General features: G+C 69.5%; 27 protein-coding genes and 1 tRNA gene. 17 read left to right on the forward strand and 11 right to left on the reverse strand.

Annotated features, from left to right (window positions below; all coding sequences use genetic code 11):
* Nucleotides 1-161: 161 nt before the first annotated feature.
* The 9 genes from IEY91_RS20175 (at nt 162) to IEY91_RS20215 (ending at nt 6,032) form a co-directional block, all read left to right on the forward strand.
* Nucleotides 162-365 (forward strand): hypothetical protein, encoded by a 204-nt coding sequence (locus tag IEY91_RS20175; protein WP_189175054.1) that lies wholly within the window; start codon nt 162-164, stop codon nt 363-365.
* A 175-nt stretch (nt 366-540) separates the two neighbouring features.
* A complete protein-coding gene (locus IEY91_RS20180) occupies nt 541-813 on the forward strand; it encodes a hypothetical protein (RefSeq protein WP_189175055.1) in 273 nt (90 codons plus the stop codon).
* Nucleotides 794-1,312: a DUF6879 family protein gene (locus IEY91_RS20185; RefSeq protein ID WP_373287983.1), complete on the forward strand. Its 519-nt coding sequence runs from the start codon at nt 794-796 to the stop codon at nt 1,310-1,312. The genes IEY91_RS20180 and IEY91_RS20185 overlap by 20 nt, the downstream gene beginning before the upstream one ends.
* 12 nt (nt 1,313-1,324) lie before the next feature.
* Nucleotides 1,325-2,173: a helix-turn-helix domain-containing protein gene (locus IEY91_RS20190; RefSeq protein WP_189175057.1), complete on the forward strand. Its 849-nt coding sequence runs from the start codon at nt 1,325-1,327 to the stop codon at nt 2,171-2,173.
* A 113-nt stretch (nt 2,174-2,286) separates the two neighbouring features.
* On the forward strand, nt 2,287-2,754 hold the full coding sequence (locus IEY91_RS20195; protein WP_189175058.1) for a hypothetical protein: 468 nt from the start codon (nt 2,287-2,289) through the stop codon (nt 2,752-2,754).
* Nucleotides 2,751-2,945: a hypothetical protein gene (locus IEY91_RS20200; RefSeq protein WP_189175059.1), complete on the forward strand. Its 195-nt coding sequence runs from the start codon at nt 2,751-2,753 to the stop codon at nt 2,943-2,945. The genes IEY91_RS20195 and IEY91_RS20200 overlap by 4 nt, the downstream gene beginning before the upstream one ends.
* Nucleotides 2,946-4,221: 1,276 nt before the next feature.
* A complete protein-coding gene (locus IEY91_RS20205; protein ID WP_189175060.1) occupies nt 4,222-5,022 on the forward strand; it encodes a TIGR04255 family protein in 801 nt (266 codons plus the stop codon).
* Nucleotides 5,019-5,564 (forward strand): hypothetical protein, encoded by a 546-nt coding sequence (locus IEY91_RS20210; protein WP_189175061.1) that lies wholly within the window; start codon nt 5,019-5,021, stop codon nt 5,562-5,564. The genes IEY91_RS20205 and IEY91_RS20210 overlap by 4 nt, the downstream gene beginning before the upstream one ends.
* Nucleotides 5,565-5,591: 27 nt before the next feature.
* The gene (locus tag IEY91_RS20215) at nt 5,592-6,032 is read left to right on the forward strand and encodes a hypothetical protein (protein ID WP_189175062.1); all 441 of its coding nucleotides are present in this window, start codon (nt 5,592-5,594) and stop codon (nt 6,030-6,032) included.
* 375 nt (nt 6,033-6,407) lie between these two features.
* Here the strand turns inward: IEY91_RS20215 and IEY91_RS20220 are convergent, their stop codons facing one another.
* Complete coding sequence (locus IEY91_RS20220; protein ID WP_189175063.1) at nt 6,408-7,505, reverse strand: DUF1152 domain-containing protein; 1,098 nt, start codon at nt 7,503-7,505, stop codon at nt 6,408-6,410.
* 80 nt (nt 7,506-7,585) lie between these two features.
* Between IEY91_RS20220 and IEY91_RS20225 the strand changes: the two genes are divergently transcribed.
* The gene (locus tag IEY91_RS20225; protein WP_189175064.1) at nt 7,586-8,326 is read left to right on the forward strand and encodes a GntR family transcriptional regulator; all 741 of its coding nucleotides are present in this window, start codon (nt 7,586-7,588) and stop codon (nt 8,324-8,326) included.
* A 98-nt stretch (nt 8,327-8,424) separates the two neighbouring features.
* Nucleotides 8,425-8,868: an ATP-binding protein gene (locus IEY91_RS20230; RefSeq protein ID WP_229697102.1), complete on the forward strand. Its 444-nt coding sequence runs from the start codon at nt 8,425-8,427 to the stop codon at nt 8,866-8,868.
* Nucleotides 8,869-8,972: 104 nt separating this feature from the next.
* Here IEY91_RS20230 and IEY91_RS20235 read toward each other — a convergent pair.
* Nucleotides 8,973-9,045 (reverse strand) — tRNA-Arg (locus IEY91_RS20235).
* A 23-nt stretch (nt 9,046-9,068) separates the two neighbouring features.
* Nucleotides 9,069-10,130, reverse strand: coding sequence for a LysR family transcriptional regulator (locus tag IEY91_RS20240; protein ID WP_189175065.1), 1,062 nt, complete (start codon nt 10,128-10,130; stop codon nt 9,069-9,071).
* Between the two features lie 188 nt (nt 10,131-10,318).
* On the opposite strand from IEY91_RS20240, the gene IEY91_RS20245 reads away from it, so the two are divergent.
* From IEY91_RS20245 to amaB, 3 genes are read left to right on the forward strand one after another with little or no spacing between them, the layout of a single operon-like run.
* Nucleotides 10,319-11,518, forward strand: a complete 1,200-nt coding sequence (locus IEY91_RS20245; protein WP_189175066.1) for an NAD(P)/FAD-dependent oxidoreductase — start codon at nt 10,319-10,321, stop codon at nt 11,516-11,518.
* 32 nt (nt 11,519-11,550) lie between these two features.
* Nucleotides 11,551-13,017, forward strand: coding sequence for a 2-oxoadipate dioxygenase/decarboxylase (gene hglS, locus IEY91_RS20250; protein ID WP_189175067.1), 1,467 nt, complete (start codon nt 11,551-11,553; stop codon nt 13,015-13,017).
* A 19-nt stretch (nt 13,018-13,036) separates the two neighbouring features.
* Nucleotides 13,037-14,569: an L-piperidine-6-carboxylate dehydrogenase gene (gene amaB, locus IEY91_RS20255; protein ID WP_164323959.1), complete on the forward strand. Its 1,533-nt coding sequence runs from the start codon at nt 13,037-13,039 to the stop codon at nt 14,567-14,569.
* A 27-nt stretch (nt 14,570-14,596) separates the two neighbouring features.
* Here the strand turns inward: amaB and IEY91_RS20260 are convergent, their stop codons facing one another.
* From IEY91_RS20260 to IEY91_RS20270, 3 genes are all read right to left on the reverse strand, one after another.
* Nucleotides 14,597-15,127 (reverse strand): GNAT family N-acetyltransferase, encoded by a 531-nt coding sequence (locus IEY91_RS20260; protein WP_189175068.1) that lies wholly within the window; start codon nt 15,125-15,127, stop codon nt 14,597-14,599.
* Between the two features lie 130 nt (nt 15,128-15,257).
* The gene (locus IEY91_RS20265) at nt 15,258-16,073 is read right to left on the reverse strand and encodes an SDR family NAD(P)-dependent oxidoreductase (protein ID WP_189175069.1); all 816 of its coding nucleotides are present in this window, start codon (nt 16,071-16,073) and stop codon (nt 15,258-15,260) included.
* 186 nt (nt 16,074-16,259) lie between these two features.
* Nucleotides 16,260-16,550, reverse strand: a complete 291-nt coding sequence (locus tag IEY91_RS20270) for a hypothetical protein (RefSeq protein WP_189175070.1) — start codon at nt 16,548-16,550, stop codon at nt 16,260-16,262.
* A 447-nt stretch (nt 16,551-16,997) separates the two neighbouring features.
* Here IEY91_RS20270 and rho point away from each other — a divergent pair, with 447 nt between their 5' ends.
* Nucleotides 16,998-18,212: a transcription termination factor Rho gene (gene rho / locus IEY91_RS20275; protein WP_189175071.1), complete on the forward strand. Its 1,215-nt coding sequence runs from the start codon at nt 16,998-17,000 to the stop codon at nt 18,210-18,212.
* 23 nt (nt 18,213-18,235) lie between these two features.
* Here rho and IEY91_RS20280 read toward each other — a convergent pair whose 3' ends face one another.
* The 5 genes from IEY91_RS20280 to IEY91_RS20300 form a co-directional block, all read right to left on the reverse strand.
* Nucleotides 18,236-18,742, reverse strand: a complete 507-nt coding sequence (locus IEY91_RS20280; protein WP_189175072.1) for a hypothetical protein — start codon at nt 18,740-18,742, stop codon at nt 18,236-18,238.
* A gap of 9 nt (nt 18,743-18,751) precedes the next feature.
* Nucleotides 18,752-19,237 (reverse strand): hypothetical protein, encoded by a 486-nt coding sequence (locus tag IEY91_RS20285; RefSeq protein ID WP_189175073.1) that lies wholly within the window; start codon nt 19,235-19,237, stop codon nt 18,752-18,754.
* A 65-nt stretch (nt 19,238-19,302) separates the two neighbouring features.
* Nucleotides 19,303-20,655, reverse strand: a complete 1,353-nt coding sequence (locus IEY91_RS20290) for a hypothetical protein (RefSeq protein WP_189175074.1) — start codon at nt 20,653-20,655, stop codon at nt 19,303-19,305.
* Nucleotides 20,656-20,675: 20 nt separating this feature from the next.
* Nucleotides 20,676-21,146, reverse strand: coding sequence for a hypothetical protein (locus tag IEY91_RS20295; protein ID WP_229697103.1), 471 nt, complete (start codon nt 21,144-21,146; stop codon nt 20,676-20,678).
* Between the two features lie 144 nt (nt 21,147-21,290).
* Nucleotides 21,291-22,550, reverse strand: a complete 1,260-nt coding sequence (locus IEY91_RS20300; protein ID WP_189175075.1) for a M6 family metalloprotease domain-containing protein — start codon at nt 22,548-22,550, stop codon at nt 21,291-21,293.
* A 585-nt stretch (nt 22,551-23,135) separates the two neighbouring features.
* Here IEY91_RS20300 and IEY91_RS20305 point away from each other — a divergent pair.
* A complete protein-coding gene (locus IEY91_RS20305) occupies nt 23,136-23,861 on the forward strand; it encodes a TetR/AcrR family transcriptional regulator (protein ID WP_164323973.1) in 726 nt (241 codons plus the stop codon).
* Nucleotides 23,862-23,959: 98 nt separating this feature from the next.
* Nucleotides 23,960-25,492: an MFS transporter gene (locus tag IEY91_RS20310; RefSeq protein WP_164323975.1), complete on the forward strand. Its 1,533-nt coding sequence runs from the start codon at nt 23,960-23,962 to the stop codon at nt 25,490-25,492.
* The last annotated feature ends 48 nt before the right edge of the window (nt 25,493-25,540 follow it).

A 25,540-nucleotide genomic window follows, 5' to 3' on the forward strand; every position in this document is an offset into this window, starting at 1 on the left:
CGTTGGGTAGCGGTTGTGACGCTATGTGTGGGGGTGGTTACGGGCAAGGGAGTGATCTGGCCAGGGGGGCGGATGTTGGTGGGCGGGCCGATGGGGGCTGGTGTTTCACCGGGTCGGGAGCCGCCTACTGTGCTTGCGCGCCTCTGGCGGGGTCATTCGTCGTGCGGGGCCAGTTCTGGGTAGGTGGACTCCCAGACGTCGCGGACATCCCGACTGACAGCAGCTCATGCGCCGTCGTCGGGGTCATCACCCAGGTCCTGCTGTTCGTCCTCGGCATCCTCTCCACCCTCACCGCGGTGCGCATGACGAACGCCCTCAACCGCAAGGCGGAGGCAGCTCGCAAGGAAGTGCTCGGCGACCTGTGACGGCGGAAGTCTTCCGTGGCCGGCATCCGTAATGGTCGCCCCTGCCGCCGCCTCCTCGCGACGCCCTACGCGTGACCGAATGCCGTTACGCAACGTGACGCGGCATTGACGCGTCGCCCTACCGCAACGAAGGTGCGTGCAACAGCGTGGAATCCGCTCGGTAGAGGAGATCGCGATGGCCCTACGGTTTCTCGGCATCATCCCCAACACCCCGACCGACGAGTCCCCCACCATCTGGCTCGACGAGGAGTCGGGGGACCTTCTGATCCAGTCGTACAAGGCGACGGAGGAAGAGGTCCGCGCGTGCCAGGAGATCGGTTCCATTCCCGGCCACTCCACCGATGTGCCGGATCACGAGACGATCATTAGGCTGCCCGCAGTCATGCTGCAGTACATGCCCCGCCCTGAGCGCAGCGGAGAGGAAGCAAGTGCAGCCACCAGCGCGTAGTGCCCTGGCGCAAGCCCAACGATCGGCCGTGCACCTTGAGTTGCGTGACAGCTACATGCTGGATGATCCCGCGTTCCTGGCCTGGCAGGACGGGCAGCGGCCCGACCCGGCGGACAGGTCCTCGTGGTGGGGAGGCTGGCACGACGCCGTCAGCCAGGCCACTGCCCGGGGCGTCGTGGTCCGACGCGTCCGCATCGTGTCGGAGCCGCTCAGCGACTACGTCCGTTACGAGTACGACACGACGTTCACCAACATCGCCGCGGGCGAACAGGTCCGCTGGCTGCCCCGTCGGCAGGCGAAAGACCTCCTGGTCCCCGGCACCGACCTGTGGGTCTTCGACGAGGAGACGGTGCTCTTCCACCACTTCACCGGGGATGGCCAACTCGCCGAGGACGGACGCGAGTACGTCTCCGATCCAGCCCTCGCCAAGCATTGCGCCGACGCGGTCGAGACCATCTGGCAACGCGCCGTCCCGCACGACGAGTACCGGCCCGCCTGACCGCACACGTTCATGACGCCATCCGCATCGTCCAACGCGGAGCGGGCCCGGAAGGACCTCGCCGACCGCCTCGGCGAGATCCGCCTGGACGCCGGGCTGAAGGGAAGCCAGCTCGCCCGGCGGCTCGGCTGGTACCCGTCCAAGGTGTCCCGCATCCAGAACGCGACCACGTCACCCTCCGCCGACGACATCCGCGCCTGGTGCACGGCCTGCGACGCCGAGGACCAGGCCGCGGAACTCGTCCAGAAACTCCGCGCCATCGAGGGCATGTTCGTCGAGTGGCGACGCATGGAGCGCGACGGTCTGCGCCGCGCCCAGGAGTCCGTACGACCGCTCTTCGAACGCACGACCCGCTTCCGGGCCTACTCCTCATGGTTCGTGCCCGGTCTCATCCAGAGCCGCGCCTACACGGAAACCGTGCTGCGGGCCGTGCAACGCCGCCGCGTCACGGTGGACGACGTGGACGCGGCGGTCGCTTCGCGGATGGAGCGTCAGCAGATCCTGCACGAGGGCGGCCGCACCTTCGCGTTCCTCATCGAGGAGTCCGTACTGCGATCCGGCATGGGTGGACGGGAGGTCATGGCCGGCCAGTTGGGGCAACTGATCACCGTGGGCTCGCTGCCCCACGTCAGCCTCGGCATCGTCCCCATGGCCGCCGACCGGACCCGCATGCCCGTCGAGGGCTTCTGGATCTACGACTCGGCGCAGGTCGCCGTCGAGCTGGTGTCTGGCTACCTGACCCTGACGCAACACCACGAAGTCACGATGTACGCCGAGACGTTCGCCGAGATGGCCGAGCTCGCCGTCTACGGCGCCGAGGCCCGGAGCGTGATCGCGCTCGCACTGCGCGCCCTCGGGTGAATCACCGCAGAATCTCGTAGAACATTCTGGAGCGCCTCGGCTCCCCGTCCGTACGGTCCGTGACAGGACCACACGAAGCGGGGCGGACCTCACCCTCCGGCGGAGGCATTCGAATGACGACAACCGCGGAACAGCGACGGATCACCACTTGGCTCGCGCGTACGCATCCCCTGCCGGAACAGGCTCACGCCGAGTGGGCCTTCCGCGGCGTGGCCCTGCTCCCGCTCGGCCGCCGCTTCGACGCGATCCGCGTCCCGACCGAACGCGTCCACGCCGCGGTCGGCAGCTCCGCCCCGGACGTGGTGGCCGCGACCCTCGCGGAGTGGCTTGACGGCCCCGTCATCCGCGACACACGCCACAGCAACGGCGCGTACTACGTGCTCGTGCGCCCTGGCGCGCAGTGGGACGGCGCGGAGGAATACCTCGGCAAGGACACCTACCTCGGCGTGCCCCGCATCGGTGACGTCACGATGCTCGCGGCCTGGGTGGTCCGGCCCCAGCACCCCGGCAACGTATGCGACGTCGCGCATCTGCGCGCGCTCCTCGCGACCGCCGAGCCCCTGAAGGCGATCGACCCGTGAACGCCCCGTCCGACCTCGACGCCCAAGCGACGAAGCTCTACGCGGCCTACACGGAGCACCTGCGCCGTTGCCCCGGAAGCCACATCCGGGCGGACTGCCTCGAAGGCATGCGCCTGCGCAAGGCGTGGACGGCGGCGCAGTGGGCGTCCCTGAAAGCGGCCCGGCGCGCAGACGAAGAGCCGTCGCAGTGATGGGGCACTGAGCGACGGCGTCCCCCTCCGCCACCGGCTCCCGGCACGCACAAGGGCCCGCGACCAACCCGGTCGCGGGCCCTCGCCCAAGCGCACCCCGTACATGCCGTACAGATGCTGTCCGTGCCCCCGGGGCGGGACGGACTGGATCTGTACGTGCTGGAGAGCGGGAGTTGGTCGTGTCGGCGACGATTGAGGCGTTTGGAAACTGATCAGTGCTTCACCTGAGACCTACCCGCCACGCGCGTGGGCGCACAGCGAGGCATCAGCCTGGGAAACTGAGATGATCTACGTCTCGCTGCTCAGCTGACCTGAACGGCAGCGCTGTCGGTGTCTGACCGCTCGCCGAGCTGGTACCCAGCGTTCCCCTTCGTTCCCTGCACGATCTGGCATGGGAGTGGCACGTGTACTTCCTCCAGGCCACAGAGCCAATGTCGTTAGCATTCTCCACACTGAGGGGGAGACATGGCACTGGGGCGTAGGGGCGCACGGCGCATCGTCATCGACGGCACGGGCCTACCGCTGGCGGCTGCGAGGCAGGCCGACCTACTTCCTGGGCCTGGTCTGGACACCATGCACGTTCGCGGTCGAGCATGCGGACGCCCCGGGGCAACGCTCGTGGTCACGACTAGCCAGCCACACTCGAGCAACTGGATCGGACGCAAGCGAAGCCGGTTCTGCCATCCGACGTTGCCCAAGCCGTCGAGCGGGCCCTGAGCGAAGGCTGGACCTCGACAGCTTCAGGCCCTCCCCTCCACCTCGACCTTTCAGTCGGCTTCCTGCCCTCACCTTGAGCGGAGCAGAGCGTGCAACCGTTTTAGGACTTCGATCTGGCGCTGGCGCAGGCGCTGGCACCGTCGCACCGCGTTGCGCTGACCAGACAAGGGGGCCTGTCTCCGCTGTCGTCGCCACCATTGATGTCAGCTGTGGATGCCACGGGCCAAGGAGCTAGAGCCCTGGATCAGAAACGCGGAGGCGACGTTGCAGGTAGGCGGACATCGGGCTGTGGGCCAGGTTGCCGAGGGAGTGTGTAGCACGGGGGTCACCGGTTGCCGCGCTGATCACTAACGAAGCAGGCCAAACGGCAGCATGAAGCGTGCACAGGGGTGAGAGGAAGGGGCGGCTTCACTATGAAGAGTGACTCAAGTCACATATTCCCGTCGACAGTGAGGCCTCATGCTCTTATTCTCGTTCCTACGGAAGCGGGTGTCCGTGCAGGAGCGAGGTATGCCTGCAGGGCAAGCGTGTCGCTGGCGCGGATGCCAAGGAGGCTGTAGTGACAGGACTGCCGGACTTCGCTTGGCCGCCGGTGGTGGAAGTGGCTTGTGGCGTAAAATTTCGCAAGACCCCTGAGCTAAACGGAATTCGCCTTGCCCCGCTTTACGAAATGTGGAAGTCGGAACTCCCCGTAATTGAAGAGCAGCCGACCTTGCCGTCTGTCGAGGCTGCTCCAAATAATTCAGGCCCAAGGATTCGGGTTGACTTTCCTTCTCTCCGAGAGACTCGATACTGGTTTCTTAGCGAGGACGGAAGGGATCTAGTTCAGCTTCAGCCTGACCGCCTCATCGTCAATTGGCGCGATCGCGGCGGCGGAATTAAATACCCGCGCTTTGGGTACGTTCTCAACTCCCTCTCTAGGCGAGCAACAGAGGTGGCGAGATTCGCTGAGAGTAGTTTTCGAACCAAGCTCGAATTTCTTCATGTTGAGCTGAGCTATATCAACGTCTTGCGTGTTGACGATGTCGATCACTGGGACTTGCAAGACATCTTTCACACCTGGCCTGACTTCGCTACTCATCACCTAGGTCGGCCTGCAAATTCTCAGATAGTTTTTGACTTCCCGATCGATTCGGTCCGTAGTGGCAGTGAATTCTTTCTGCGCGTCTCTATTGAGCCGGGAGTGGCTGCGAGCGGTACGCCGGGAACTTTCCTTACGATGACAGCTCAGGGGAAACCCTCCAGTACTTCAATTGACAGCGCTGTTGACGCGCTAAAGGAGGTGCATGGGCACCTCGTGAGAAGCTTCGCAGAAATTACAACGGAATCCGCTCATGAACGCTGGGGGAAACGCTCATGACCGTAATGGAAGTCGAGGCGCTAAGCCCCGTTGTTACGGGACTTACCACGAGGGGATCATCGCCGAGCAGTCTGCCGGATGAAAGCCTCACGAGCCGCAGTGGGGGGAGCCTGAAGGTTGGACCGCCAATCACCGTCGCTGTCCAGGGCGAAGGCGCAGAAGTTCCCGATCTGAGCGAAGTGGTTGAAAAGATAAATAAACTGCTCGCTTTGCCGGCAGGCTGGGACAGCTACAGGGCGAAGCAGATTTCCCCCGAAGCAGTTGTCTCCATGTTGCGTATCCTTATTTCTTTGATGGATCGCAGCAGTCTGCAGCCACAACTCTTTCCGCTGCCGGATGGTGGCCTGCAAGCTGAGTGGCACGTGGGTGGCAGCTCTATCGAGATTGAGGTCACTGGGGACGGTCAATCGGGTTGTGCGCTAGCTGACGGCGAGGAAGAGGTAGAAGTTGAATTCAGCTTCCCGAGCGTACGAGATCAGCTATTGGATTTCCGAAGGATCTTGTCTCGTTTCTCGGCACAAGTCACGAGAGTTTGCCGCTAGGTGAGCTCTGCATCATCAGGGGTGGGGATGAGTGAGGAGCAGGAGATCCCCGGCGGAGATCTGCTCTGGCGGAGAGTGAACATTAAGCAGCCCTGCATGATGCGTTACGACAGCGTGACTCAAGAGGAGCTCGGTCCTTCCAGTGCTGCGTTCAAACCGCACGATGACGGAACTTCTGTTTACGTGCGCCGTATTCTCGATGAGTGCGAAGTGGGATTGGCTGAGGTGTCGGAGAACTCTCATGATTCCATTTGGGAATTGGAGTCGAAGAGTGTGCGCGATCAGGACCTTGACGTAATCTCGGATGCGTGGCCTCAAGATGTTCCGGACCCTGGGCATCTTCGAAATGCTGCTCATGCACTCATCGTGGGATGGGAGGGGCTGGGACGGAAACAGGTAGACAAGAAAGCGAAGGCTCTAGCGCGGTTGGCGTCGTGTGTTCACCATCCAGAGAAACGCACCCCGTAGAAGTGGAGGGGTTTCGGCGAGATGGTCCTCAGAGTGTTCACAAACTGCGGTCGACGGAACGAATTTGGACTGGAGCGGCTTTGGCGTGAGTGATCATGGCCCCGTAAGCTTCCAGCACGTCGGGCAGCCCGTAGAGCGCAGACCCGGCCAAGGGTCGGGCTGCGTGAGCGGAGCGAGCCACCTTGGTGGGCGCTGGGAAGTTGGGTCGCTCAGTCGGTGCTGATCGCAGTGTGAGGCACTGCCCCACTAGGATTGGTTCTACTTTTCGGCCTTCCAGACGGGGTGCCTATCGTCCTTCTCGCTAGGGTGGTAGCCCCTATTAAAGGGCTCTGCGCAGGTCAGGCCCGTGTTGGCCCTGCCTGCGTGTCCTGCAACTCACCTGTGGTGAAGCTTCCACACAGATGCAGGGAGATGGCTGGCGCGCGCGGCGTTGAATTGAGTGAGGTGCTGAAGTGCCTCACTGGTGAGGCCTAGCGCCTCGGTAAGCCGGCGGACGGTTGTGTACGTGGTTCCTCGTGTGACGGCAGCTTGTTCGAAGTCCTTGATCTGATCCAGTAAGCCGTGCGGGTCGGCATGGTCCGTTTGTTGCTGGCTCAGTCGTTGTGCCTTGGCTCGTTCGTAGTCGATCTCGGAGGTGCCGGAGACGGCGCGGCAGCGTTCCTCTGCTTCGCCGAGCGTGGTCGTGTCGGCGATGGATTGGGCGAGGCGGTTGCTTGCGAACGCCGGTGTCAGGTCGGCCTGGTGGACTGTGGGGCCTTCATCGGTGAGGGGGACGGGGAGTCCGGCGTCGCGGACCTCGCAGAGGCCTCGGGCACCCAAGGCTGTGGCCGCGAGGAGGGCTGTTGCTTCGGAGGGGTGCCAGTTGAGGACCGAGGTGATGGCTTGGGTGTGCTCGGGCGTGAAGGTCGTGACCAGGGGGCCGAGGCGCGGGCGGAGGGTATCTGCGGGGAGTTCGCCGTCGAGGCCTGGGCCTGCGACCAGGAGGCGGACGTCGGCGGCTGCCTTGGCTCGGGTGCAGGCGGCGAGGGTGAGGGCGTCGGCCAGGGGGCTGCGCAGGGTGGGTTCGTTGCCGTGGGCCAGGATGTCGCCGCCGACGTCCAGGAGGTCGATGGTCTCCGGGGTGAAGTGGGTGGTGAGTTCGTCGAGTTGGCGGGTGATGCCTGTCGCGCCGGCGTAGGGGTCGATGAGGGCGAAGGTGTGCGGGAGTTCGGCGGCCAGGCGCGGGAGGGTTGCCGCGTGCGGGGGCTTCAGGGTTGCGGTGCCGGGGACCGCCCAGACGTGCGGCGTGAGTTGGTGCAGGCCCGTGAAGTCGGCCGGTGAGCGGGGGCCCGGCACCGGGTCGACGATCAGGCGGTCCCAGGAGTAGGTGAGGATCAGGGCCGGTTCGTCGTCGGCTGCGTACAGGGCGGCGTGGAGCATCGCTGCCGCCACGGCGTCGCCGCCGCCTCCGGCCGCCACGATGAGTCGCTTCACAGGAGCAGCGTAGGGGGACCTTACGCTCGTGCCCACCTATAGTGGCCTGTGGTATTAGCCAGTTGACGAGGGGATGCCGTGTGCCCGAGATCGCTGAAGCTCTGCCCAAGTACCTGCAGATCGCGCAGCACATCCGCGATCAGATCCTGCGGGGCGATCTGCAACCCGGTGAAGAGGTGCCATCGGAGAGGCAGTTGGCCGCGGACTGGAGTGTGTCGCGGCCGACGTCGGCCCGCGCACTGGAAGCGTTGCGGCATCAGGGGCTGGTGGAGAAGCGGCAGGGCTCGGGGACGTACGTACGGGATCAGCAGGTGCACCGGCGCGCCCGCGAGCGGTACGGGCGGGCGCGGCAGACGGGGCGGATCTACGGTCCGGGCGAGTACGCGGTCATCGCGTCCGCCGGATACGCCGACGCCCCGAACCACGTGGCCGAAGCCCTTGACCTGGGCAAGGACCGCCGGGCGATCCAGCGGCGCAGAGTGACCAACTCCGGTGAGCAGCCGGTCGAGGTGTCCACCTCCTGGTTCCCGGCCGAGCTGGGTCGTCGTGCGCCCAAGCTCCTGGAACCCGAGCGCATCCGCCAAGGCACGGTGATGTACGTCGAGGAAGCCACCGGCCGTCGTGGCAGCTACGGCGAGGACCGGGTCTGCGCCCGCCTGGCCAGCGAGGAGGAGGCAGCCGAGCTGAGGCTTGAACTGCCTGCCGCCGTCCTGGTCGTTCACCACGTCGTGTACGACCTCCAGGACCACCCGCTGGAGTTCGCGGAAGCTGTGTATCCGCCAGGGCGCTGGGCGTTCGAGCAGGGTTACCCGTTGGGGTGAGTCATGGGCGTAGTTTCCGCTGGATCGCTTGCCGCTCGAAGTGGCCAATGCCACTATCCGGTAAGTGGCTAAGGCCACTTACCGGAAGGGGAAGCGCAATGACGCGCACCTACGGCACCTCCCGCGACAACCCCGCCCCCGAACCGCTCGGCGGCATGGTCCTCTACCCTGTCCCGGAGTCGGTGGGCCACGCACGCCGCTGGTTCCGGAAGTTCACCGCCCCACACCAGCTCGCCTGCTCCCTCGACGACTGCTTACTCATGGTCTCGGAGCTGGTCACCAACGCCATCCTCTACGGCAAAGCCGACGAGCCCTGGCGCGTACGCATCCACTGGTACCGCGCGGGCGAAGCGCTACGCGTCGAGGTGCACAACCCCGGCTGCCCCGCCCACGTCCGCCTGCGCACGCCCGAGGCCACCGAAGCCCACGGGCGCGGGCTGCTCCTCGTCGACGAGCTCGCCGACGAGTGGTGGGCCGGGCCGAGCCGACACGGCGGGACGGTCGTCGCGTTCGTCATGCAACGTGCATTCAAGGCTGACTGAGCGGCGACGTCACCCTCCGCCACCGGCTCCCGGTACGCGCAGGGGCCCGCGACCAACGTGGTCGCGGGCCCCTGCCCAAGCGCATCCCGTACAGATGCTGTCCGTGCCCCCGGCAGGATTCGAACCTGCGACACCAGCTTTAGGAGAGCTGTGCTCTATCCCCTGAGCTACGGAGGCGTCGAGTCGTCCTTGCGGACGGCTCAGGACAGGGTAGCCGATGGGGGCGCGGGGGTGATGTTCGGTTGGGGTGGGCGGGGGAGCGGTGGGGACTGGAGGAGGGGGATCAGGGAGGTCAGGGTGGGGAGGGACTCGGCGGTGGTGCGGTAGATCATGACGATGTGGCGTTCCAGGGGCTCGCGCAGCGGGAGTACGTCCACGTGGGACGGGCGAAGGCGCAGCATCAGGTCGGTCACCGTGCTGATGCCGACCCCCGCCTCCACCAGCGCCAGCGTCGCCGCCGTGTCCGTGACCTCGTGGCGTACGGAGGGTTCCACGCCCGCCCGGCGGCAGGCGGTGCGGACCGCCCGGCCGTAGTAGGTGTCGGCGGGCGGGAGGATCCAGGAGTGGGGTTCGGTGCGGCGGAGGTCGAGGGGGAGAGGGGTGCTCGTGGGGAGGCCTTTACGGGGGTCGGCCGGGTCGGCCGGGTCGGCCGGGTGGGCCGGGTGGGCCAGGCCGGCCGAGGCTGCCCGAGCCCCCGCCGGAGCCGACCCGTGCTCCGGGAACGTCCCCGGCGGCACCGCCAACGCAAACCGCTCCGTATGCAGGGGCACGATCCGCAGCGCCGGATCCCGGGGGATCGGGACGTCCGGGTAGTCCAGGCCCAGGGCAAGATCCACCGCCCCCGACACCACCGCGTCGTACACGTCGTCCACCTCCATGTCCCTGCTCCGCACCTCCAGACCGGGGTGCGCCTCGCGGGCCGCGCGCAGGGCCTGCGGCAGGATCTCCGCCGCCGCGGTCGCGAACAGGGCCACCCGCAGCACGCCGGTGATCTCCGTACGCGTACGCTCCACCGCCGCCACGGCCTCTGCCTCGGCGGCCAGGATTCGGTCCGCGTGCCGTGCGAGGGCTCGGCCCGCCTCCGTCAGCTCCACCCGGCGGCCCACCCTGCGCAGCAGCTTCCTGCCGGTGGCCCGCTCCAGCGCCGCGATCTGTTGCGAGACGCCGCCGGGCGTGTAGCCGAGTGCGGCCGCCACCGCCGTGATCGTTCCCCGGCGGTCCAGTTCGGTCAGGGAGCGCAGTTGAGAGCTGGTCCAGTTCACGGGGTCCCCTCGCGGTCCGCGTACGTCCCGTACGGCGCGTCCATATAGCAGGCCTCAACGGTCAGGCGCAGGATCTGTCCATGGACGTCAATGGTCGCCCTGCTGGACGATGACCGGTAGATCGCCTGAATCACCTGAATCACCTGGATCGTCTGGAGCGCTTCCTTCGCCTGGGAGGGATCGGGATCTTGAGCCGTTCGGCCACAGGTACGGGTACGACCACAAGTACGGGTGCGGACGTTGTCGTCGTCGGCGGTGGCGTCATCGGCCTCTCCATCGCCTTCCACCTCGCCGAAGCCGGCGTACGGAACATCGTCGTCGTCGAGCGGGGCGAGCTGGGGAGCGGGAGTTCCGGCAAGCCGATCGGCGGCGTGCGGGCGCAGTTCTCCGATCCGGTCAACATCGAACTGGGGCTGCGGAGCCTGCGCGCGTTCGCGGACTTCGGGCGGCGGCCCGGCGGTGACATCCGGTTCGAGCGGGTGGGGTATCTGTTCCTGCTCAGCGACGCCGCCGACGTCGCCGCGTTCACCGAGAGCGTCGCCACGCAGAACGCCCTCGGCGTGCCCAGCCGCGTCATCAGCCCGGCACGGGCCCGTGAGTTGTGTCCGTACGTACGCACCGACGGACTCGTCGCCGCCGTCCACTCGCCGGACGACGGGCACGCGCGGCCCGGCCTCGTCATCCAGGGCTACGCCCGCGCCGCCGCCCGTGCCGGGGTCCGGATCCTGACGCACACCGCCGTCACCGGGGTCGACCTCGACGGCGGACACGTCACCGCGGTCCGCACCGACCGGGGCGTCATCCGCTGCGCCACCCTCGTGTGCGCCGCCGGAGCCTGGTCGGCCGGCATCGGAGACGCGGCCGGGGTGCACCTGCCCGTGCGGCCCCTGCGGCGGCAGATCGCCCTCGCCCGGCCCCTCGGCCCGCCCGCGCCGCCCCGCATCCCGTTCACCATCGACTTCTCCTCGACCGCCTACTTCCACAACAGCGACGACGGGCTGCTCTTCGGCCTCGCCGACCCGGCGCAGGAGGAAGGGTTCGACACGACGTGGACCGGAGGGCCGGAGGGCTGGCTCGGGCTGTTCCGGGACGTCGTCCGGCGCCGCGCGCCCGACCTCGCCGAGATGGAGATCGCCGGGGGGTGGGCCGGTCTGTACGAGGTCACGCCTGATCGGAATGCTCTGATCGGGAGGAGCGGGACCGTCCCCAACTTCCTTTACGCCACCGGGTTTTCGGGGCACGGATTCCTTCAGGCCCCGGCCGTGGGCGAAGTCGTACGGGATCTGTATCTGGGGCGGGAGCCCGTCGTCGACGTCGCCGCCCTCAGCGCCGAGCGGTTCGCAGGCGGCGACCGGGCAGTCGGCCGCCCCGAGGTCCATGTTGTGTGAGCAGCCAAGCAGTAGAGAAGGAAGGGCAGTTGATGGGTGATCGGTCAGCGCAGTGGAGGGAGACGTGGCAGCTCCGCGCCGCCTTCGCCGCCCGCCTCTCCGCCATGTACGGGCGTGAGGTCCCCGCGTACACCACCCTCGTCGAGGTCTCGCGCGAAGTGAACGAGGACGTGCTGCGCGAGCGCGGCGCCGACGCCGAGCGGCTCGGGGCGATCGGGCGGGTCACCGCCGAGCGGCACGGCGCCATCCGGGTCGGCACGCCCGCCGAACTCCAGCAGGTCGGCCGCGTCTTCGGGGCCCTGGGGATGCGGCCCGTCGGGTTCTACGACCTGCGCGAGGCCGCCACCAGCGCCGTGCCCGTGGTGTCCACCGCGTTCCGGCCCGTGGCGGGCGATGAGCTGGCCCGCAATCCCTTCCGCGTGTTCACCTCCCTGCTCACCCCGGCCGACCCCCGCTTCTTCGACGAGGATCTGCGCGGTCGTCTTGAGGGCTTCCTGGGCGCCCGCGAGCTGTTCCCGCCCGAGCTGCTCGCCCTCGCCGACCGCGCCGAGGCCGAGCAGGGGCTCGGGGGCGGTGACGCCGAGCGATTCCTCCAACTCGCCGTCGGCGTCTTCGAGTTGTCCGGGGAGCCGGTCGACCGTGCCTGGTACGAGACGTTGGAGCGGGTCTCCGCCGTCGCCGCGGACATCGGGGGCGTACGGAGCACGCACATCAATCACCTCACACCCCGGGTCCTCGACATCGACGAGTTGTACCGGCGCATGACCGGGCGCGGCATCGAGATGATCGACGCCATCCAGGGGCCGCCGCGCTGGGACGGCCCGGACGTGCTGCTCCGGCAGACCTCCTTCCGTGCCCTCGACGAACCGCGCCCCATGCGGCAGCCGGACGGGAGCGTGGTGCCCGGCGCGCTGCGGGTGCGGTTCGGGGAGGTCGAGGCGCGAGGGATCGCCCTCACTCGGCGGGGGCGCGCGCGGTACGACGAGCTTCTTTCGCGCGTCGACGCGACCGCCGCCGAGGCCGCCCGCGCCGCCACCTCCGTCACAGCGGCCGCCCGCGCCGACATCGCTCGCGACCTCTGGCCCACCCGCTTCCCCCGCACCGAACACGCCCTCGCCGAGCAGGGCCTCGCCCACTTCACGTATCACGCCGTCGCCGACCGGCCCCGCGACGGCCGCACCCCGCCCCCCGACCTGCCCGGACTCCTCCGCGACGGCTGGGTCCGCGCCGATCCCGTCGTGTACGAGGACTTCCTTCCCCGGTCCGCCGCTGGGATCTTCCAGTCGAACCTGGATGATTCGGGTACTCGGGAGAGCGTCGAGGAAGGCTCGGGCGCCGCCGCTGCGTACGACAGCGACTGGCTCTCCGGCGCCGTCGGGCGAGACGTACTCGACCCCTTCGCCCTGTACGAGGAGCAGCAGTCCCGCTCCCTGGCGGACGTGGCGCGGGCGCTCCACCTCGACCTGCCGCCCGGCCCCACATCCCCGCCCTCCGACTGACCCCCTCCCAGGAGCCCTCATGCCCCGCACCCTCCCCACCACCGAAGACCTCCGCACCCGCGCCCGCGCCGCCCTCGACCACGTCGGCGTGACCTTGGACGACCCCGCGGGCGACGTCCTCCACGCCCGCACCCCCCTCACCGGCGAGAACCTCTTCCCCGTGGCCGCCACCACCCCGGCCGCCGCCGAAGAAGCCCTCGCCGCCGCCCACCAGGCCTTCCTCGCCTGGCGCTCCACCCCGGCGCCCCAGCGCGGCGAACTCGTGCGTCGCCTCGGCGAGTTGCTGCGTGAGCACCAGGAGGACCTCGCCGACCTCGTCACCATCGAAGCGGGCAAGATCCGCTCCGAGGCGCTCGGCGAGGTCCAGGAGATGATCGACATCTGCGACTTCGCGGTCGGGCTCTCGCGGCAGTTGTACGGGCGCACCATCGCCTCCGAACGGCCCGGCCACCGGCTCGCCGAGACCTGGCATCCGCTGGGCGTCGTGGGCGTCATCTCCGCCTTCAACTTCCCCTGTGCCGTGTGGTCCTGGAACACCGCCGTGGCGCTGGCCTGCGGTGACACCGTCGTGTGGAAGCCGTCCGAGCTGACGCCGCTGATCTCGCTCGCGTGCGCGCGGCTGTTGGAGCGGGCCGCCGAGGACGTCGGCGCCCCCGACGGCGTACACCGGCTGCTCATCGGGGACCGCGCCGTCGGGGAGCGGCTCGTGGACGACCCGCGGGTCGCGCTCGTCAGCGCCACCGGGTCCACGCGGATGGGGCGCGAGGTGGGGCCGCGCGTCGCCGCGCGGTTCGGGCGGAGCCTGCTCGAACTCGGCGGCAACAACGCCGCGATCGTCACGCCCTCCGCCGACCTGGACCTCGCGGTGCGCGGCATCGTGTTCGCCGCGGCGGGCACCGCGGGCCAGCGGTGCACCACGCTGCGCCGCCTCATCGCGCACCGCGACATCGCGGACACGCTCGTGGCCCGGCTCACCGCCGCGTACGCCCGACTCCCCGTCGGCGACCCCTTCGACGAGGCCACGCTCGTCGGCCCGCTGATCTCCTCCGCCGCGCTCGACCGCATGCAGGAGGCGGTCGCGCGTGCCCAGGCCGAGGGCGGCAAGGTGCTCGCGGGCGGCGGCCGGCGGCTCGCGGACGTCGCTCCGGATGCCGCGTACGTCGAGCCGGTCGTCGTACGCGTCGGCGCGCAGACCGGTGTCGTACGCGAGGAGACGTTCGCGCCGATTCTGTACGTGCTGACGTACGACACGCTGGAGGAGGCGATCGCCCTGCACAACGACGTGCCGCAGGGGCTCTCCTCCAGCATCTTCACCCGCGATCAGGCGGAGGCCGAGCTGTTCCTGTCCGCCGAGGGCTCCGACTGCGGCATCGCCAACGTCAACATCGGCACGTCGGGGGCCGAGATCGGCGGCGCGTTCGGCGGCGAGAAGGAGACGGGCGGCGGGCGCGAGTCCGGGTCCGACGCGTGGCGGGCGTACATGCGGTCCGCGACGAACACCGTCAACTACTCGGGGCGGCTCGCGCTGGCCCAGAACGTCAACTTCCTCTAGATAGAGCGTTCGTTCTAGTTGGAGTACCTACGCGCTGTACCGTCGGCCGGACACCGCCCCCGCGCGGGCGCGCAGGGCGGTCAGGTCCCGGGTGTACGCGACCCCGGGGCGGCCGTCCAGCTCGATGTCGCCGGCGGGGACGAAGCCGGTGCGGGCGAGGACGGCCTGCGAGCCGGGGTTGTCCTGGGTCGTCGAGGCGCGCAGGGACGTCAGGCCGTACTCCGAGGCCGCGAGCAGGCACACCTTCTCCACGGCGGACGTGGCGAGGCCCTGCCGGGCGGCCTTGCGCGCGATGCGGTAGCCGAGGTCGGCCGAACCGTCCGCCACGTCCACGAGGTTGACCCGGCCGAAGATCTCGCCGTCGCCGCCCACGAGCACGTGGAAGTGGCACGCGCCGGTCTCCTGCTCGGCCAGGAGCGCCGCGTGCCGCGCCTCGAACCCGTCGAAGTAGGCGTCACCGCGATCCGGGACCGACGCGGCGAAGTAGGCGCGGTTCTCCTGCTCGAAGGCGAGCAGGGCCGGGGCGTGGTCGGGGCGCAGGCGCTGGAGTTCGGGCATGGGAGAACGGTACGGCGGTGCGGGGCCGTGACGGCAGGTCAGTCGGCCTGACTTGTTGACTCTCTTGCGGTGAAGGGGGGTTTGGGGCGCTTTGTCCCGCATGCGTGCGCCCCGAGTGCCGGACGGGGTGTCAGCCCCGCGGTTCCACGTGGAACTGGAACGCGGCCGTCCCGGGGTCGAGCGCGGTGACCCCGCCGTCGACCGTGAGGCTCGCGCCGTTCACGTACGAAGCCGCGGGGGAGAGCAGCCAGGCGATGGCCTCGGCGACCTCCTCGGGGCGGCCGGGGCGGCCCGCCGGCGTGAGCCGGGTGACCTCGTCGTACGCCGCGTCGACGCCCTCCGTGCCGTCGCCGAGCCCGGCCGCGTCGGCGAACCTGCCCATCCGCCAGTCCGCCATCTCCGTACGCACCCAGCTCGGGCACACGATGTTGGACCGCAGCCCCCGCGCGCCGTAGTCCACGGCGAGGGAGCGGCAGAGCTGGAGGAGAGCCGCCTTGGAGGTGGCGTACGCCGCGTTGCCGATGCCGTTGCGCAGTGCGGCGACGGACGCCACCGCGACGACGGAGCCGCGCGCTTCGAGCAGGTGCGGCAGCGCGGCGCGCAGGAGGAGGAAGGGGCCCGTGAGGTTCGTGTTCATGACGGTGGCCCAGTCCTCGGGGGAGAGGTCGCCGACGGGGCCGGGGCGGCCGACGCCCGCGTTGAGGACGAGCCCGTCGATGCGGCCGTACGCCTGTGTGGTCGCCTCGACCAGTTCGGCGACGGCGGCCGGGTCGGCGGCGTCGGAGGGGTGGGCGAGGGCGCCGGTCTCCTCGGCGATCCTGCGCAGCGGCTCGGGGCGGCGGCCGGAGACGACGACGCGGTGTCCGGTGGCCCGCAACTGGCGGGCGGTGGCGGCGCCGATGCCCGTGCCGCCGCCGGTGACTATGACAACTCGGCTCTCCGTCATCGGTGTTCGGCCTCCGCGTCCGTGGGTGCGCCGGGGTCCGCGGCGGACCCCGGTGGTCAGGGTCGCACGCGGCGCCGTCCCACCGCGTGCGACCCTCCCGTCACCCCCGCCCACCCCGTCCGGCTGCCCATGGGGGCCGCAGCCGGAGCGGGCGGTCAGCTGTGGGCGGGGGGCGGCCTGGGGGCGTCAGTCGATGTAGACGCTGTTGCCGAACTCGGAGACCGTCTGGGTGCCTGGCATGACGTACTCGATGACCGAGCCGCTGCAGTGGGGCCCGTCGAAGACGTACGCCCGCGAGTCCGTGTGGTTGCCGACGCTCAGGGGCCAGCGGTCCGACTCGTAGCAGCCCCTGGGTTCTCCGTACGCCGTGCCGTTGATCACGAGCACCCCGTGGGCCGCGACGGCGGAGCCCGGGACCGCGAGGGCCAGCATTCCCGCCGCGACCAGGGAGCCGAGTGTCAGCGCGAAACGACGCATGGGCATTCCTCCTGCCTGCCGGAGCCGCCGGTCACGACCCCCGTGAACACCGACCGTACGCGATCATGCACGCACCGTCACCAGGCGTGCGGGGGCTCAAGATCCCCCGCGCACTGCGCCGTTCGCGCCGCCTGTGTGCTACGGTGCGAACAGCACGTGAGTACGCCCCCTCTGGGCGCCCGTGCTTCTCCTCCCCGTTTCGGGCCTCTCGTTTTCCACGCGTCTCATTTCGTACGCGTCATGTGTGAGCTTCCCGCCTCGGGTTCCCATCCAGCGACTGGCGCTTGCCAGCGGCCGTCGGCTCTCGGATCGCGGTGACCGGTTCTCGGTTTTCGGTTCCGGACCCCGCCGCGTTTCTGTTTCCCGCCGGTCCGCCCGCCGTGCGAGGCGTGAACTCTCCGCCTCGCCGGGCCTCTCATTCGCATGTCCGCGAAAGGACCCACCACCATGACCAGCCAAACCCTTACCCAGACTCAGCCCCAGATCCAGCCCTTGAGCGGCCGGCCCCGCGTGGACCGGACCCTCCACGGCGGCGTCCTGGACATCGCCCGCCCGAACTCCGGCGGTGGCCGTTCTGCCTCCAACTCCAGCCCCAACGGACACCTCCGCGCCGCCGGCTGCCTGCCCGGACCGGGTGACCTCCTCGTCCCGGCCGCCCTGATCCGCCAACACGGCCTGCGCACGGGCGACTTCGTCGAGGGCACCTGCGGCGACAAGCCCCGCGTGCTCGCGACGGTCGCCCGCGTCAACGGCCACGCACCTCAAAAGCCCGGCTCCCGCGCCGAGTTCGGCCGCCTGACCCCGCTGCACCCGCGTGAGCGGCTGCGCCTGGAGACGGCGGGCGGCTCCGTGGCGACGCGCGTCGTCGACCTCGTCGCCCCCGTGGGCAAGGGCCAGCGCGGCCTGATCGTCGCGCCGCCGCGCACCGGCAAGACCGTGCTGCTCCAGCAACTCGCCGCCGCGATCGCCGAGAACCACCCCGAGTGCCACCTCATGGTGGTCCTCCTCGACGAACGCCCCGAGGAGGTCACCGAGATGCGCCGCTCCGTACGAGGCGAGGTCTTGTCCTCCACCTTCGACCGAGCCCCCAAGGAGCACGTCGCACTCGCGGAACTCGCCGTAGAACGAGCCAAGCGACTGGTGGAGGAGGGCCGAGACGTCGTCATGCTCTTCGACTCCCTCACCCGCCTGTGCCGCGCGTACAACAACTCCGCGTCCTCCAGCGGCCGTACCCTCAGCGGCGGCGTGGACGCGGCCTCCGTGCAGGGCCCCAAGCGCCTCTTCGGCGCCGCCCGCCTGGCCGAGGAGGGCGGCTCCCTGACCATGCTCGCGACGGTCCTCGTGGAAACCGGCTCCCGCGCCGACGACTACTACTTCGAGGAACTCAAGTCGACGGGCAACATGGAGCTCCGCCTCGACCGCACCCTCGCCGACCGCCGCGTCTTCCCGGCCGTGGACGTCACCCCGTCCGGCACCCGCCGCGAGGAACTCCTCGTCCCCGCAGCCGAATTGACCGCGCTACGCGGCCTGCGCCGCGCCCTGGCCCAACGAGACGGCCGCGAGGGCTACGAGGCCCTCCTCGACCGCCTCCGCAAGACCCCGAGCAACACGGCCTTCCTGCGCCAGGTACGGGAGACGGTGCCGGGGGCTGCGACGGCGTGACGACCACGGCGCGCGCGGCCTGCTCACAGCTTCGAGAAGCGGGCCCTCCAGGACCACCCCATGTCGAGCACGGTGTCCCGCAGGTGGTTCTTCAGGTCGGCGGTGTCGTACTCGACCGTCTTCTTGATGCGGCGCTTCCCGTCCGGCCCGCGTTCGATCGACCAGGAGGCGGACGCCCAGCGGAGCTGCCCTCTGCCCGAGGTGTACATGCTGCGCGACATCGAGGTGGCCGGCAGCTGCCATTGGTAGTCGAGGGAGCGGACTTGGTGCTCGCCCGGCATCAGGCGCAGCCGCGTTTGCAGGACCGAATCCTCTGTGGCCGAGTGGAAGTACTTGCGCCAGGCAGGGTCCGCGCAGTGCCAGTCCGCCACCAGGTCGGCCCCCTCCTCCGGGTCTGCGTCGCGCACGGTCCAGGGGGCGTCGGGCCCATTGAGGTCGAGCAGCGCCTCGATGACCTCCTCCGGCGTGCAGGGCGGTGCCAAGTCGTCGGGCGGATGCGTGACGCGTTCGAAGCGGCTGAAGAGACCCATGAAAGCAACCTAGTTCGCAGGGTGAACCGTGGCCACGATGTCCCGGAAGTCCTCCAGGAGGTCGTCGTGCTGGGCCGCGGTGGTGGTCAGGATCAGCCGGACCACCATGCGGCGGTCCGGGTCGTGGACGTCGAGGAGGGACAGACACACTTGGGACTGCGCGAGTTCGCGGAGCACGCCCCGCACGACGGTGGTGAGGGTCAGTGTCTGCGTAAGGCCGGGGGCCGCGGCGGAGCCGATCTCGTGGCGGCTGGTGAGGTTCAGCGACTCGGCGACCCCGCTCAGGTTCCTCACCGACTCGTCCCCGATCTCGGCCAGGGTCGCCGCGTCCGGCCGGTAGGCGCTGTCGACGGTCACGTTGGCGGTGAAACCCTCGTCCGGCTGCGCGTGGACCGCGACGAAGGCGGCATCCGGAACGCCCACCCGTTCCGGAGACGCCGCGTGCCAGCCCTCCGGGAGCCGGAGCTCAAGGGGCACGGGCATCGGGCTGGGCATGGTGTTCTCGCTTCCGTAGGCGTGGGTCTGCCTTGTGCGTCCGGGTCTGCCGTATCGGACCGGGCTCAGGGCCGCAGACCGCGTAGCCCGTCCGTGACCCCGCCCGCGATGTCCCTGACCTTGCCAGCGCCGTCGCCGAGTACGCCGACCGCGTCCTTGGCGGTGTCCACCACCTTGCCCGGCTCCACCGTGAACTCCAGGCCCAGGCCGATTCCGGCGGGCCCGAGGCCGAGGCCGCCCTTGGCGCCAAACTGGTACTTGCCGTCCTCGCCTCTGGTGATCAGCGTTCCCTCCGCGCCGACCCCCTTCCAGTCCTCGTACGTGAGGCCCACGCCGATGCCGCCGACGTCGGCACCCCCGGCGACACCGTATTTCGCCCCGGCGAACAACTTTCCCCCGACTATGAACCCTTCCGTGGCGTCCAGCTTCGCCTCGCCTGAGGCCTCGCCCCCGGCGAACCCGGTGCCCCGGCCGTAGATGCCGAAGTTCCCTGCCTCAGCCCGCCCTTCGGCCATGCCCCGTACCCCCGCAGATGCTTCGCCGTTGACGCTGACGCCGGTATCGGTCATGTCGACGCCCCCGGTGATCCTTACGCCGCCATAGACGTCGGCGATGTCGGAGAACGTCCGGTGGCCGTCGGTGATCTTCCCGTCCGCGGTCAGGTGGAATCCGTCGGCCGCCAGCTTGACCATGCCCTGCCTGCCGTATCCCGGCCCGCTGAGGGAGTAGTCGATGCCGGGGCCTGTGAGCTCGACATTGCCGTCGGCCCGCCACGACGTGCCGTCCGACGAGGTGTCGCCCGAGGGGGCGAGGCAGGGCTTGTCCAAGTCCCCGTCGGCGTATGGGTTGAAGCCGACGGCGCCGCCGCGCTTCGCGGGGGCGCTGCCCGCCGCGCGCGTGAGGGCCTGGCGCACACTCTGGTCGGCGTCGTCCACGGCCCGTACCGCGTTGGCGATCCGCTCTGTCCACTCCTGCGCCACGCTACGGGCCTTGGCCATCGCGGCCGCGTAGTCGGGATCGTTGTCGGTGCTGCCGTCCGCGGAGGGCTTGTCGAGGCCGGCGTAGGTGGCCTTGCCCGAGCTGTCGACCTTGAAGTCCTTCGCCTCGGCGTCGCCGACCAGGTCCCGCAGGGACTTCTGCATCCCGGTCAGCTTGGTGTGCGCCTGCTTGAGCAGGCTGGCGAGGGCCAACGCTTCCTGTCTGGCCGCCGCGTACTCGAACCCGGTTGCCGTGGCCGTTTTCTGGTGTGCGCGGAAGGCCTCTCCCTCCCACTTGCCGTTGGCCAGCGCCCGCGGCACCAGCTTCTCGTAGTCGTCCTTGAGTTCGCCGAATCGGTCGCCCATCTTCCGCCAGGCGTCGGACACGTCCGACAGCGGCGAAAGATCAGCGGTCATCACGTCCTGATACGTCAGTGCCACGGTCCACTCCCCCTGGGACGTCACATGCCGTCGAACGCGCTGTTCGGGCGCCGCAGCACGCCAATGCCCGCGACCTGCGACCCGATGCCGGCGTCCGGGGAGTGCAGGGCGTCCTTCGCGCCGCGCAGGCCGTTCATCTCCGTGTGCAGACGGCCGAGCAGTGCCGAAGTCTGGCCCTGCCACACCGCCATTGCGTCGGCGAGTCCCTTGTACGTGGCCCAGCTCGACAGGTCGCCACTGAGTCCCGTGTCGGGCTTTCCCATGCTTCCCTGCGGGGAGCCCGGACCGGCCAGCGGCGCGTGCACCTGACCGCCGCCCTCGGCCATGCGTCCGGCGGCTTTCGTGTCCGGCAGTAGCCGGTTCTCCATGAACCGGACGGCCCGCTTCTTGTCCGTCGCCGAACTCGCCAGTGACACCTCCCCGGCACCGCCCCACGCCGGATCCGTCTGGGCCAGTTGCATGCGCTGGTCCGTGGAGTTCTCAGAGCTCATGGCTACCCCCGTTGGCTGCTCGCGCCCTCGCTTACCCGTTCGCCCGCGCATCGCTGAGCGGCAGGGCACATGTCCGTGCCTCAGGCTAACGTTCTATCGCCAATTCCCTTGCGTAAACTAGTGAATTGGCCAGACAGGCGAGTTTCAGCCCTTCGTGCGGGTGATGTGCACCCGGTAATTTCCGTCCAGGTCCGCGCCCGCGACCGTCACGCGTACGCCCCTGTCCCGGTCCCGGAAGGTTTCGCCGGGGGTGTAGGGGGCGTCGGACAGTTCGGCGTGGACGTTCGGGCTGCGGGTGCAGCCGCCGCTGTCTCGGGTGGAGTCGGAGACCGTGATGGGGCCGTGGCCGGTGTCGACGTCCGCGTCCACGCGGTAGATGAGGACGCCGGGGCGGCAGACGACCTCGTCGTTGCCGGCTCGGGTGCGTACCTCCACTGCGTAGCCGGTCTTCTTCGTGAGGGGGATGAAGGCGAGTTTCGTGCCGCCGGTTCGGGCCAGCGGGGTGAGCAGGTGTTCCGATGTGCCGGAGGCCGACGCGCAGTCGACCTGGCTGTCGTCGAGCCAGCCCAGCTTCCACTTGTGCCAGGCCAGCAGGTCGTTGTTGGCGCCCCAGTCCTCGCTCATGATGTCCCAGTGGCCGACCGCGCCCCCGCCGTCCTGCGTGTACAGGTCGGGCAGGCCGAAGACATGGCCGTTCTCGTGCGGGAGCACGCGGTAGCCGGTCTGGTCGTAGCTGCCCGAGCCGTCGTCCTGGCGGCTGTAGACGAACGACGCGTTGGAGATCGGCACCCCGTCGGCGACCGGCGCCTCGTGGTTGCCCGCGAACGTCACCGACAGGACGGTGTCCAGGGCGGACGGGCCCGCGTTGGGGGTGATGAGGATGTTCACGAGGTCGTACGCCGCGAAGTCCACGTTCGGGTCGGCGGTCGCCACGATGTCGTCGACCAGCTCCCGGTAGCCGGGGTCGAAGGGCGCGCCGCGCTCTATCCCGTACTTCTTGAACGGCTTCGGCATCCGCAGCCAGTCCTGGACGGGCGCCTCGGGACGGTAGTCGACACGGCCGTACGAACTGGTGCGGAACCAGTCCGTGGTCTGCGGGAAGAACTCCCCGAGCCGGTCGAGGGCGCGGCCGTCGCCCGGCGCGTCGGAGAAGTCGACCATCAGGTTCAGGGCGCGGACCGTGCCGGTGGAGCGGGCGTAGCCGGGGCCGGTGGGGATGCCCTCCGACATCTGCACGCCCAGGCCGCCACCGATCATGCACTGGCCGAGCGCGGCCGACCGGGCCTGCGCGGTGGGTCCCGCCGCCGAGGGGGTCTCGTCCATCAGGCGCCCGGTGCTCGCGGAGGCGGCGGCGCCGAGCGCGAGAGCGGTGAGCGAGGCGAGGGCGGCGGTGCGCCGCGACATGCGCCGAGATGGGGGGCGGGGCGTGGGCCGGGTCGGGGGGTGGGGCGTGGGCCCGGACGGGGAGTGGGGCGTGGGCCCGGACGCGGGGCGGGGCGTGCGCGGCACCACGGGCTCCGCCCGGTCCGGCTCTCCGCGGTGCGCCCAGGGGCGAGATATGCGCATGCGTGGGCCCTCCACTCCACGGCAGCCGCCGGTCCTGGCTGCACCCTGTTCGATCACCCTCTGCCGGAGGGTGCGCGGGCGCTCGCTGAGCGCGACCGATCGGGGATCCGCGCAGGCGGGAGGCGGCTTCGGGGGCGGCTCAGGGGGCGGCGTCGAGGGCGGGTCGAGCGCACTTCGAGGAGGGCTCCGGAGTCTGGCGGGGGGCCGTGACAGCCACCAGAGCGACATGTGATGCAGGTCACATCAACGTACGGAAATAAACGGGGATCGTTTCCCCGTTTGGACCGGTGTCCGCGCGAAACGGGGATCCACTCCCCGGATCGCGCACCTCAGCTCCCGCCGCCCCGGCGGGGAAATTCGTTGGACCCGCCACCGCGGACCCTGCGACTCTGAGGCCTTTGACCGCTTCGAGGAGTGTTCACCGTGGAAACCGCCACCGTCGCGCAGCGCCGTACGACCCGCCCGCGGGCGGACGCTCTGCGCAACCGGGAGCGGATCGTCACGGCCGCCCGCGAGATGTTCGTCGAGCAGGGCCCCGAGGCCCCGCTGGACGAGATCGCGCGCCGCGCCGGCGTCGGCAACGCCACGGTCTACCGCCACTTCCCCGACCGCGGGGAGTTGGTGCACCACGTCGTCCTGTCGGTCACCGACCGCGTCTCGGCCCTGGCCGAGACGGCGATCGCGACCGCCGAGGCCGACCCGGGTGCCGCCTTCGAGGCGCTGCGGGGCTTCGTCCACACCGCGGTGGACGAGCGCATCGGCGCCCTGTGTCCCATCCTTTCCGAGGCCGTCGACCCCGACCACCCCGATCTGCACGCAGGCCGGATCCGGCTCGAAGACGCCGTCGAAGGGCTGATGGCGCGCGTCCGAGCCGCCGGACAGCTGCGTACCGACATCGCCGTCGGAGATCTGATGGTCGCTCTCTCCCAGCTGACCAGGCCACTGCCCGGAGCCGGCTGCCTGGTGGACTTCGATCAGTTCGTCCACCGTCATCTGCAGCTGTTCCTGGACGGCCTGATGACCCCGGCGCGCTCCGAACTCCCGGGCCACGCCGCGACGTTGGAAGAGCTGCGCCGCGACATCGACGAGCGGCGGCCGCGGCAACCGCGAAACAGCGACTACAGCGAGGAGGGCCTGGGTCAAAAGTAGGACCCGACCTCGCGACCAGGGGCCCATGCGTACGCACGCCCATCAGGTGTCTTGTTTACCCCGTACTCACCTCTTTGTCTTCCTAGGTGGACCCACCCATGTCTCAGTCACCCGTCACTTCACTCGCGCCGGACACGAAGGACCCAAACCGCTGGAAGGCCCTGGCCTTCATCGCCATCGCGCAGCTCATGGTGGTGCTCGACGCGACCATCGTGAACATCGCGCTCCCGTCCGCCCAGGAGGACCTCGGGATATCCGAGGGCAACAAGCAGTGGGTCATCACGGCCTACGCGCTCGCCTTCGGCGGTCTGCTCCTGTTCGGCGGCCGCATCTCCGACCTGTGGGGCCGTAAGCGCACCTTCGTGACCGGCCTCATCGGCTTCGCCGCGGCGTCCGCGCTCGGCGGTGCCGCCGCCAACGAGGCCATGATGCTCGGCGCCCGCGCGCTCCAGGGTGTGTTCGGCGCGCTGCTCGCGCCCGCCGCCCTCTCCCTGCTCGCGGTGATGTTCACCGAGGCCAAGGAGCGCGCCAAGGCGTTCGGCATCTACGGTGCGATCGCCGGTGGCGGTGGCGCCGTCGGCCTGATCCTCGGCGGCTTCCTCACCGAGTACCTGAACTGGCGCTGGACGTTCTTCGTGAACATCCCGTTCGCGATCGTCGCCGCCGCCGGTGCGTACTTCGTGATCCGCGAGCCCGCCGAGGGCCGCAACCGCTCCTCGCTCGACATCCCCGGCGTGATCCTGTCCACCCTCGGTCTGGTCGCGCTCGTCTACGGCTTCACCCGCGCCGAGTCCGACGGCTGGTCCGACGCCGTCACCGTGACGATGTTCGTCGCGTCCGTCGTGCTGCTCGCCGCGTTCATCATCACCGAGGCCAAGGTCAAGGCTCCGCTGCTCCCGCTGCGCGTCCTGACCGAGCGCAACCGCGGTGGCGTCTACCTCTCGCTCGGCCTCGCGATCATCGCGATGTTCGGCCTGTTCCTGTTCCTCACGTACTACCTGCAGATCGTCAAGGGCTTCTCGCCGGTGAAGACCGGCTTCGCGTTCCTGCCGATGATCGTCGGCATGATCGTGGGTTCGACGCAGATCGGCACCCGCCTGATGACCCGCGTCGCGCCGCGCCTGCTGATGGCTCCGGGCTTCCTGCTCGCCGCCGTCGGCATGCTGCTCCTGACGCAGCTGGAGGTCGACACCTCGTACGCCGGTCTGATCCTGCCCGCGCAGCTGATGCTGGGCCTCGGCATGGGTACGGCGTTCATGCCCGCCATGTCGCTCGCCACCCACGGTGTCGAGCCGCGTGACGCCGGTGTCGCCTCCGCGATGGTCAACACCTCGCAGCAGGTCGGCGGCGCCATCGGCACGGCCCTGCTGAACACCATCGCGGCCTCCGCGACCACCGCGTACATCACCGACCACGCGGCCTCCGCCACCACCCCGGCGGCGCAGAAGCTGCTCGCGGCCCAGTCGATGGTGGAGGGCTACACGGCCGCCATCTGGTGGGCGGTCGGCATCCTGGTGGTGGCCTCGGCGATCGCCGCCGTCCTGATCAACACCGGTGCCGACAGCGGCACTCCGGTGGCGTCGGGCGACGGTGCCGAGGACGAGATCAAGATCCCCGTCGTGGCGCACTGACGCCACGTACGAACAGAGGGCGGACCTGCTCGCCCAGCCCCTGAGGGA

This window comes from Streptomyces lasiicapitis, assembly GCF_014646335.1.
Classification (GTDB): Bacteria; Actinomycetota; Actinomycetes; order Streptomycetales; family Streptomycetaceae; genus Streptomyces; species Streptomyces lasiicapitis.

What these genes read in the sequence shown, in the direction of transcription:
- IEY91_RS20310 (WP_164323975.1), top strand. Translation starts at nt 23,960, where the DNA reads ATGTCTCAGTCACCCGTCACTTCACTCGCGCCGGACACGAAGGACCCA.
- IEY91_RS20210 (WP_189175061.1), top strand. Translation starts at nt 5,019, where the DNA reads ATGACCGTAATGGAAGTCGAGGCGCTAAGCCCCGTTGTTACGGGACTT.
- IEY91_RS20190 (WP_189175057.1), top strand. Translation starts at nt 1,325, where the DNA reads ATGACGCCATCCGCATCGTCCAACGCGGAGCGGGCCCGGAAGGACCTC.
- IEY91_RS20215 (WP_189175062.1), top strand. Translation starts at nt 5,592, where the DNA reads ATGAGTGAGGAGCAGGAGATCCCCGGCGGAGATCTGCTCTGGCGGAGA.
- IEY91_RS20270 (WP_189175070.1), bottom strand. Translation starts at nt 16,550, where the DNA reads ATGCGTCGTTTCGCGCTGACACTCGGCTCCCTGGTCGCGGCGGGAATG.
- IEY91_RS20295 (WP_229697103.1), bottom strand. Translation starts at nt 21,146, where the DNA reads ATGAGCTCTGAGAACTCCACGGACCAGCGCATGCAACTGGCCCAGACG.
- IEY91_RS20300 (WP_189175075.1), bottom strand. Translation starts at nt 22,550, where the DNA reads ATGTCGCGGCGCACCGCCGCCCTCGCCTCGCTCACCGCTCTCGCGCTC.
- IEY91_RS20180 (WP_189175055.1), top strand. Translation starts at nt 541, where the DNA reads ATGGCCCTACGGTTTCTCGGCATCATCCCCAACACCCCGACCGACGAG.
- hglS (WP_189175067.1), top strand. Translation starts at nt 11,551, where the DNA reads ATGGGTGATCGGTCAGCGCAGTGGAGGGAGACGTGGCAGCTCCGCGCC.
- IEY91_RS20265 (WP_189175069.1), bottom strand. Translation starts at nt 16,073, where the DNA reads ATGACGGAGAGCCGAGTTGTCATAGTCACCGGCGGCGGCACGGGCATC.
- rho (WP_189175071.1), top strand. Translation starts at nt 16,998, where the DNA reads ATGACCAGCCAAACCCTTACCCAGACTCAGCCCCAGATCCAGCCCTTG.
- amaB (WP_164323959.1), top strand. Translation starts at nt 13,037, where the DNA reads ATGCCCCGCACCCTCCCCACCACCGAAGACCTCCGCACCCGCGCCCGC.
- IEY91_RS20230 (WP_229697102.1), top strand. Translation starts at nt 8,425, where the DNA reads ATGACGCGCACCTACGGCACCTCCCGCGACAACCCCGCCCCCGAACCG.
- IEY91_RS20285 (WP_189175073.1), bottom strand. Translation starts at nt 19,237, where the DNA reads ATGCCCAGCCCGATGCCCGTGCCCCTTGAGCTCCGGCTCCCGGAGGGC.
- IEY91_RS20260 (WP_189175068.1), bottom strand. Translation starts at nt 15,127, where the DNA reads ATGCCCGAACTCCAGCGCCTGCGCCCCGACCACGCCCCGGCCCTGCTC.
- IEY91_RS20195 (WP_189175058.1), top strand. Translation starts at nt 2,287, where the DNA reads ATGACGACAACCGCGGAACAGCGACGGATCACCACTTGGCTCGCGCGT.
- IEY91_RS20280 (WP_189175072.1), bottom strand. Translation starts at nt 18,742, where the DNA reads ATGGGTCTCTTCAGCCGCTTCGAACGCGTCACGCATCCGCCCGACGAC.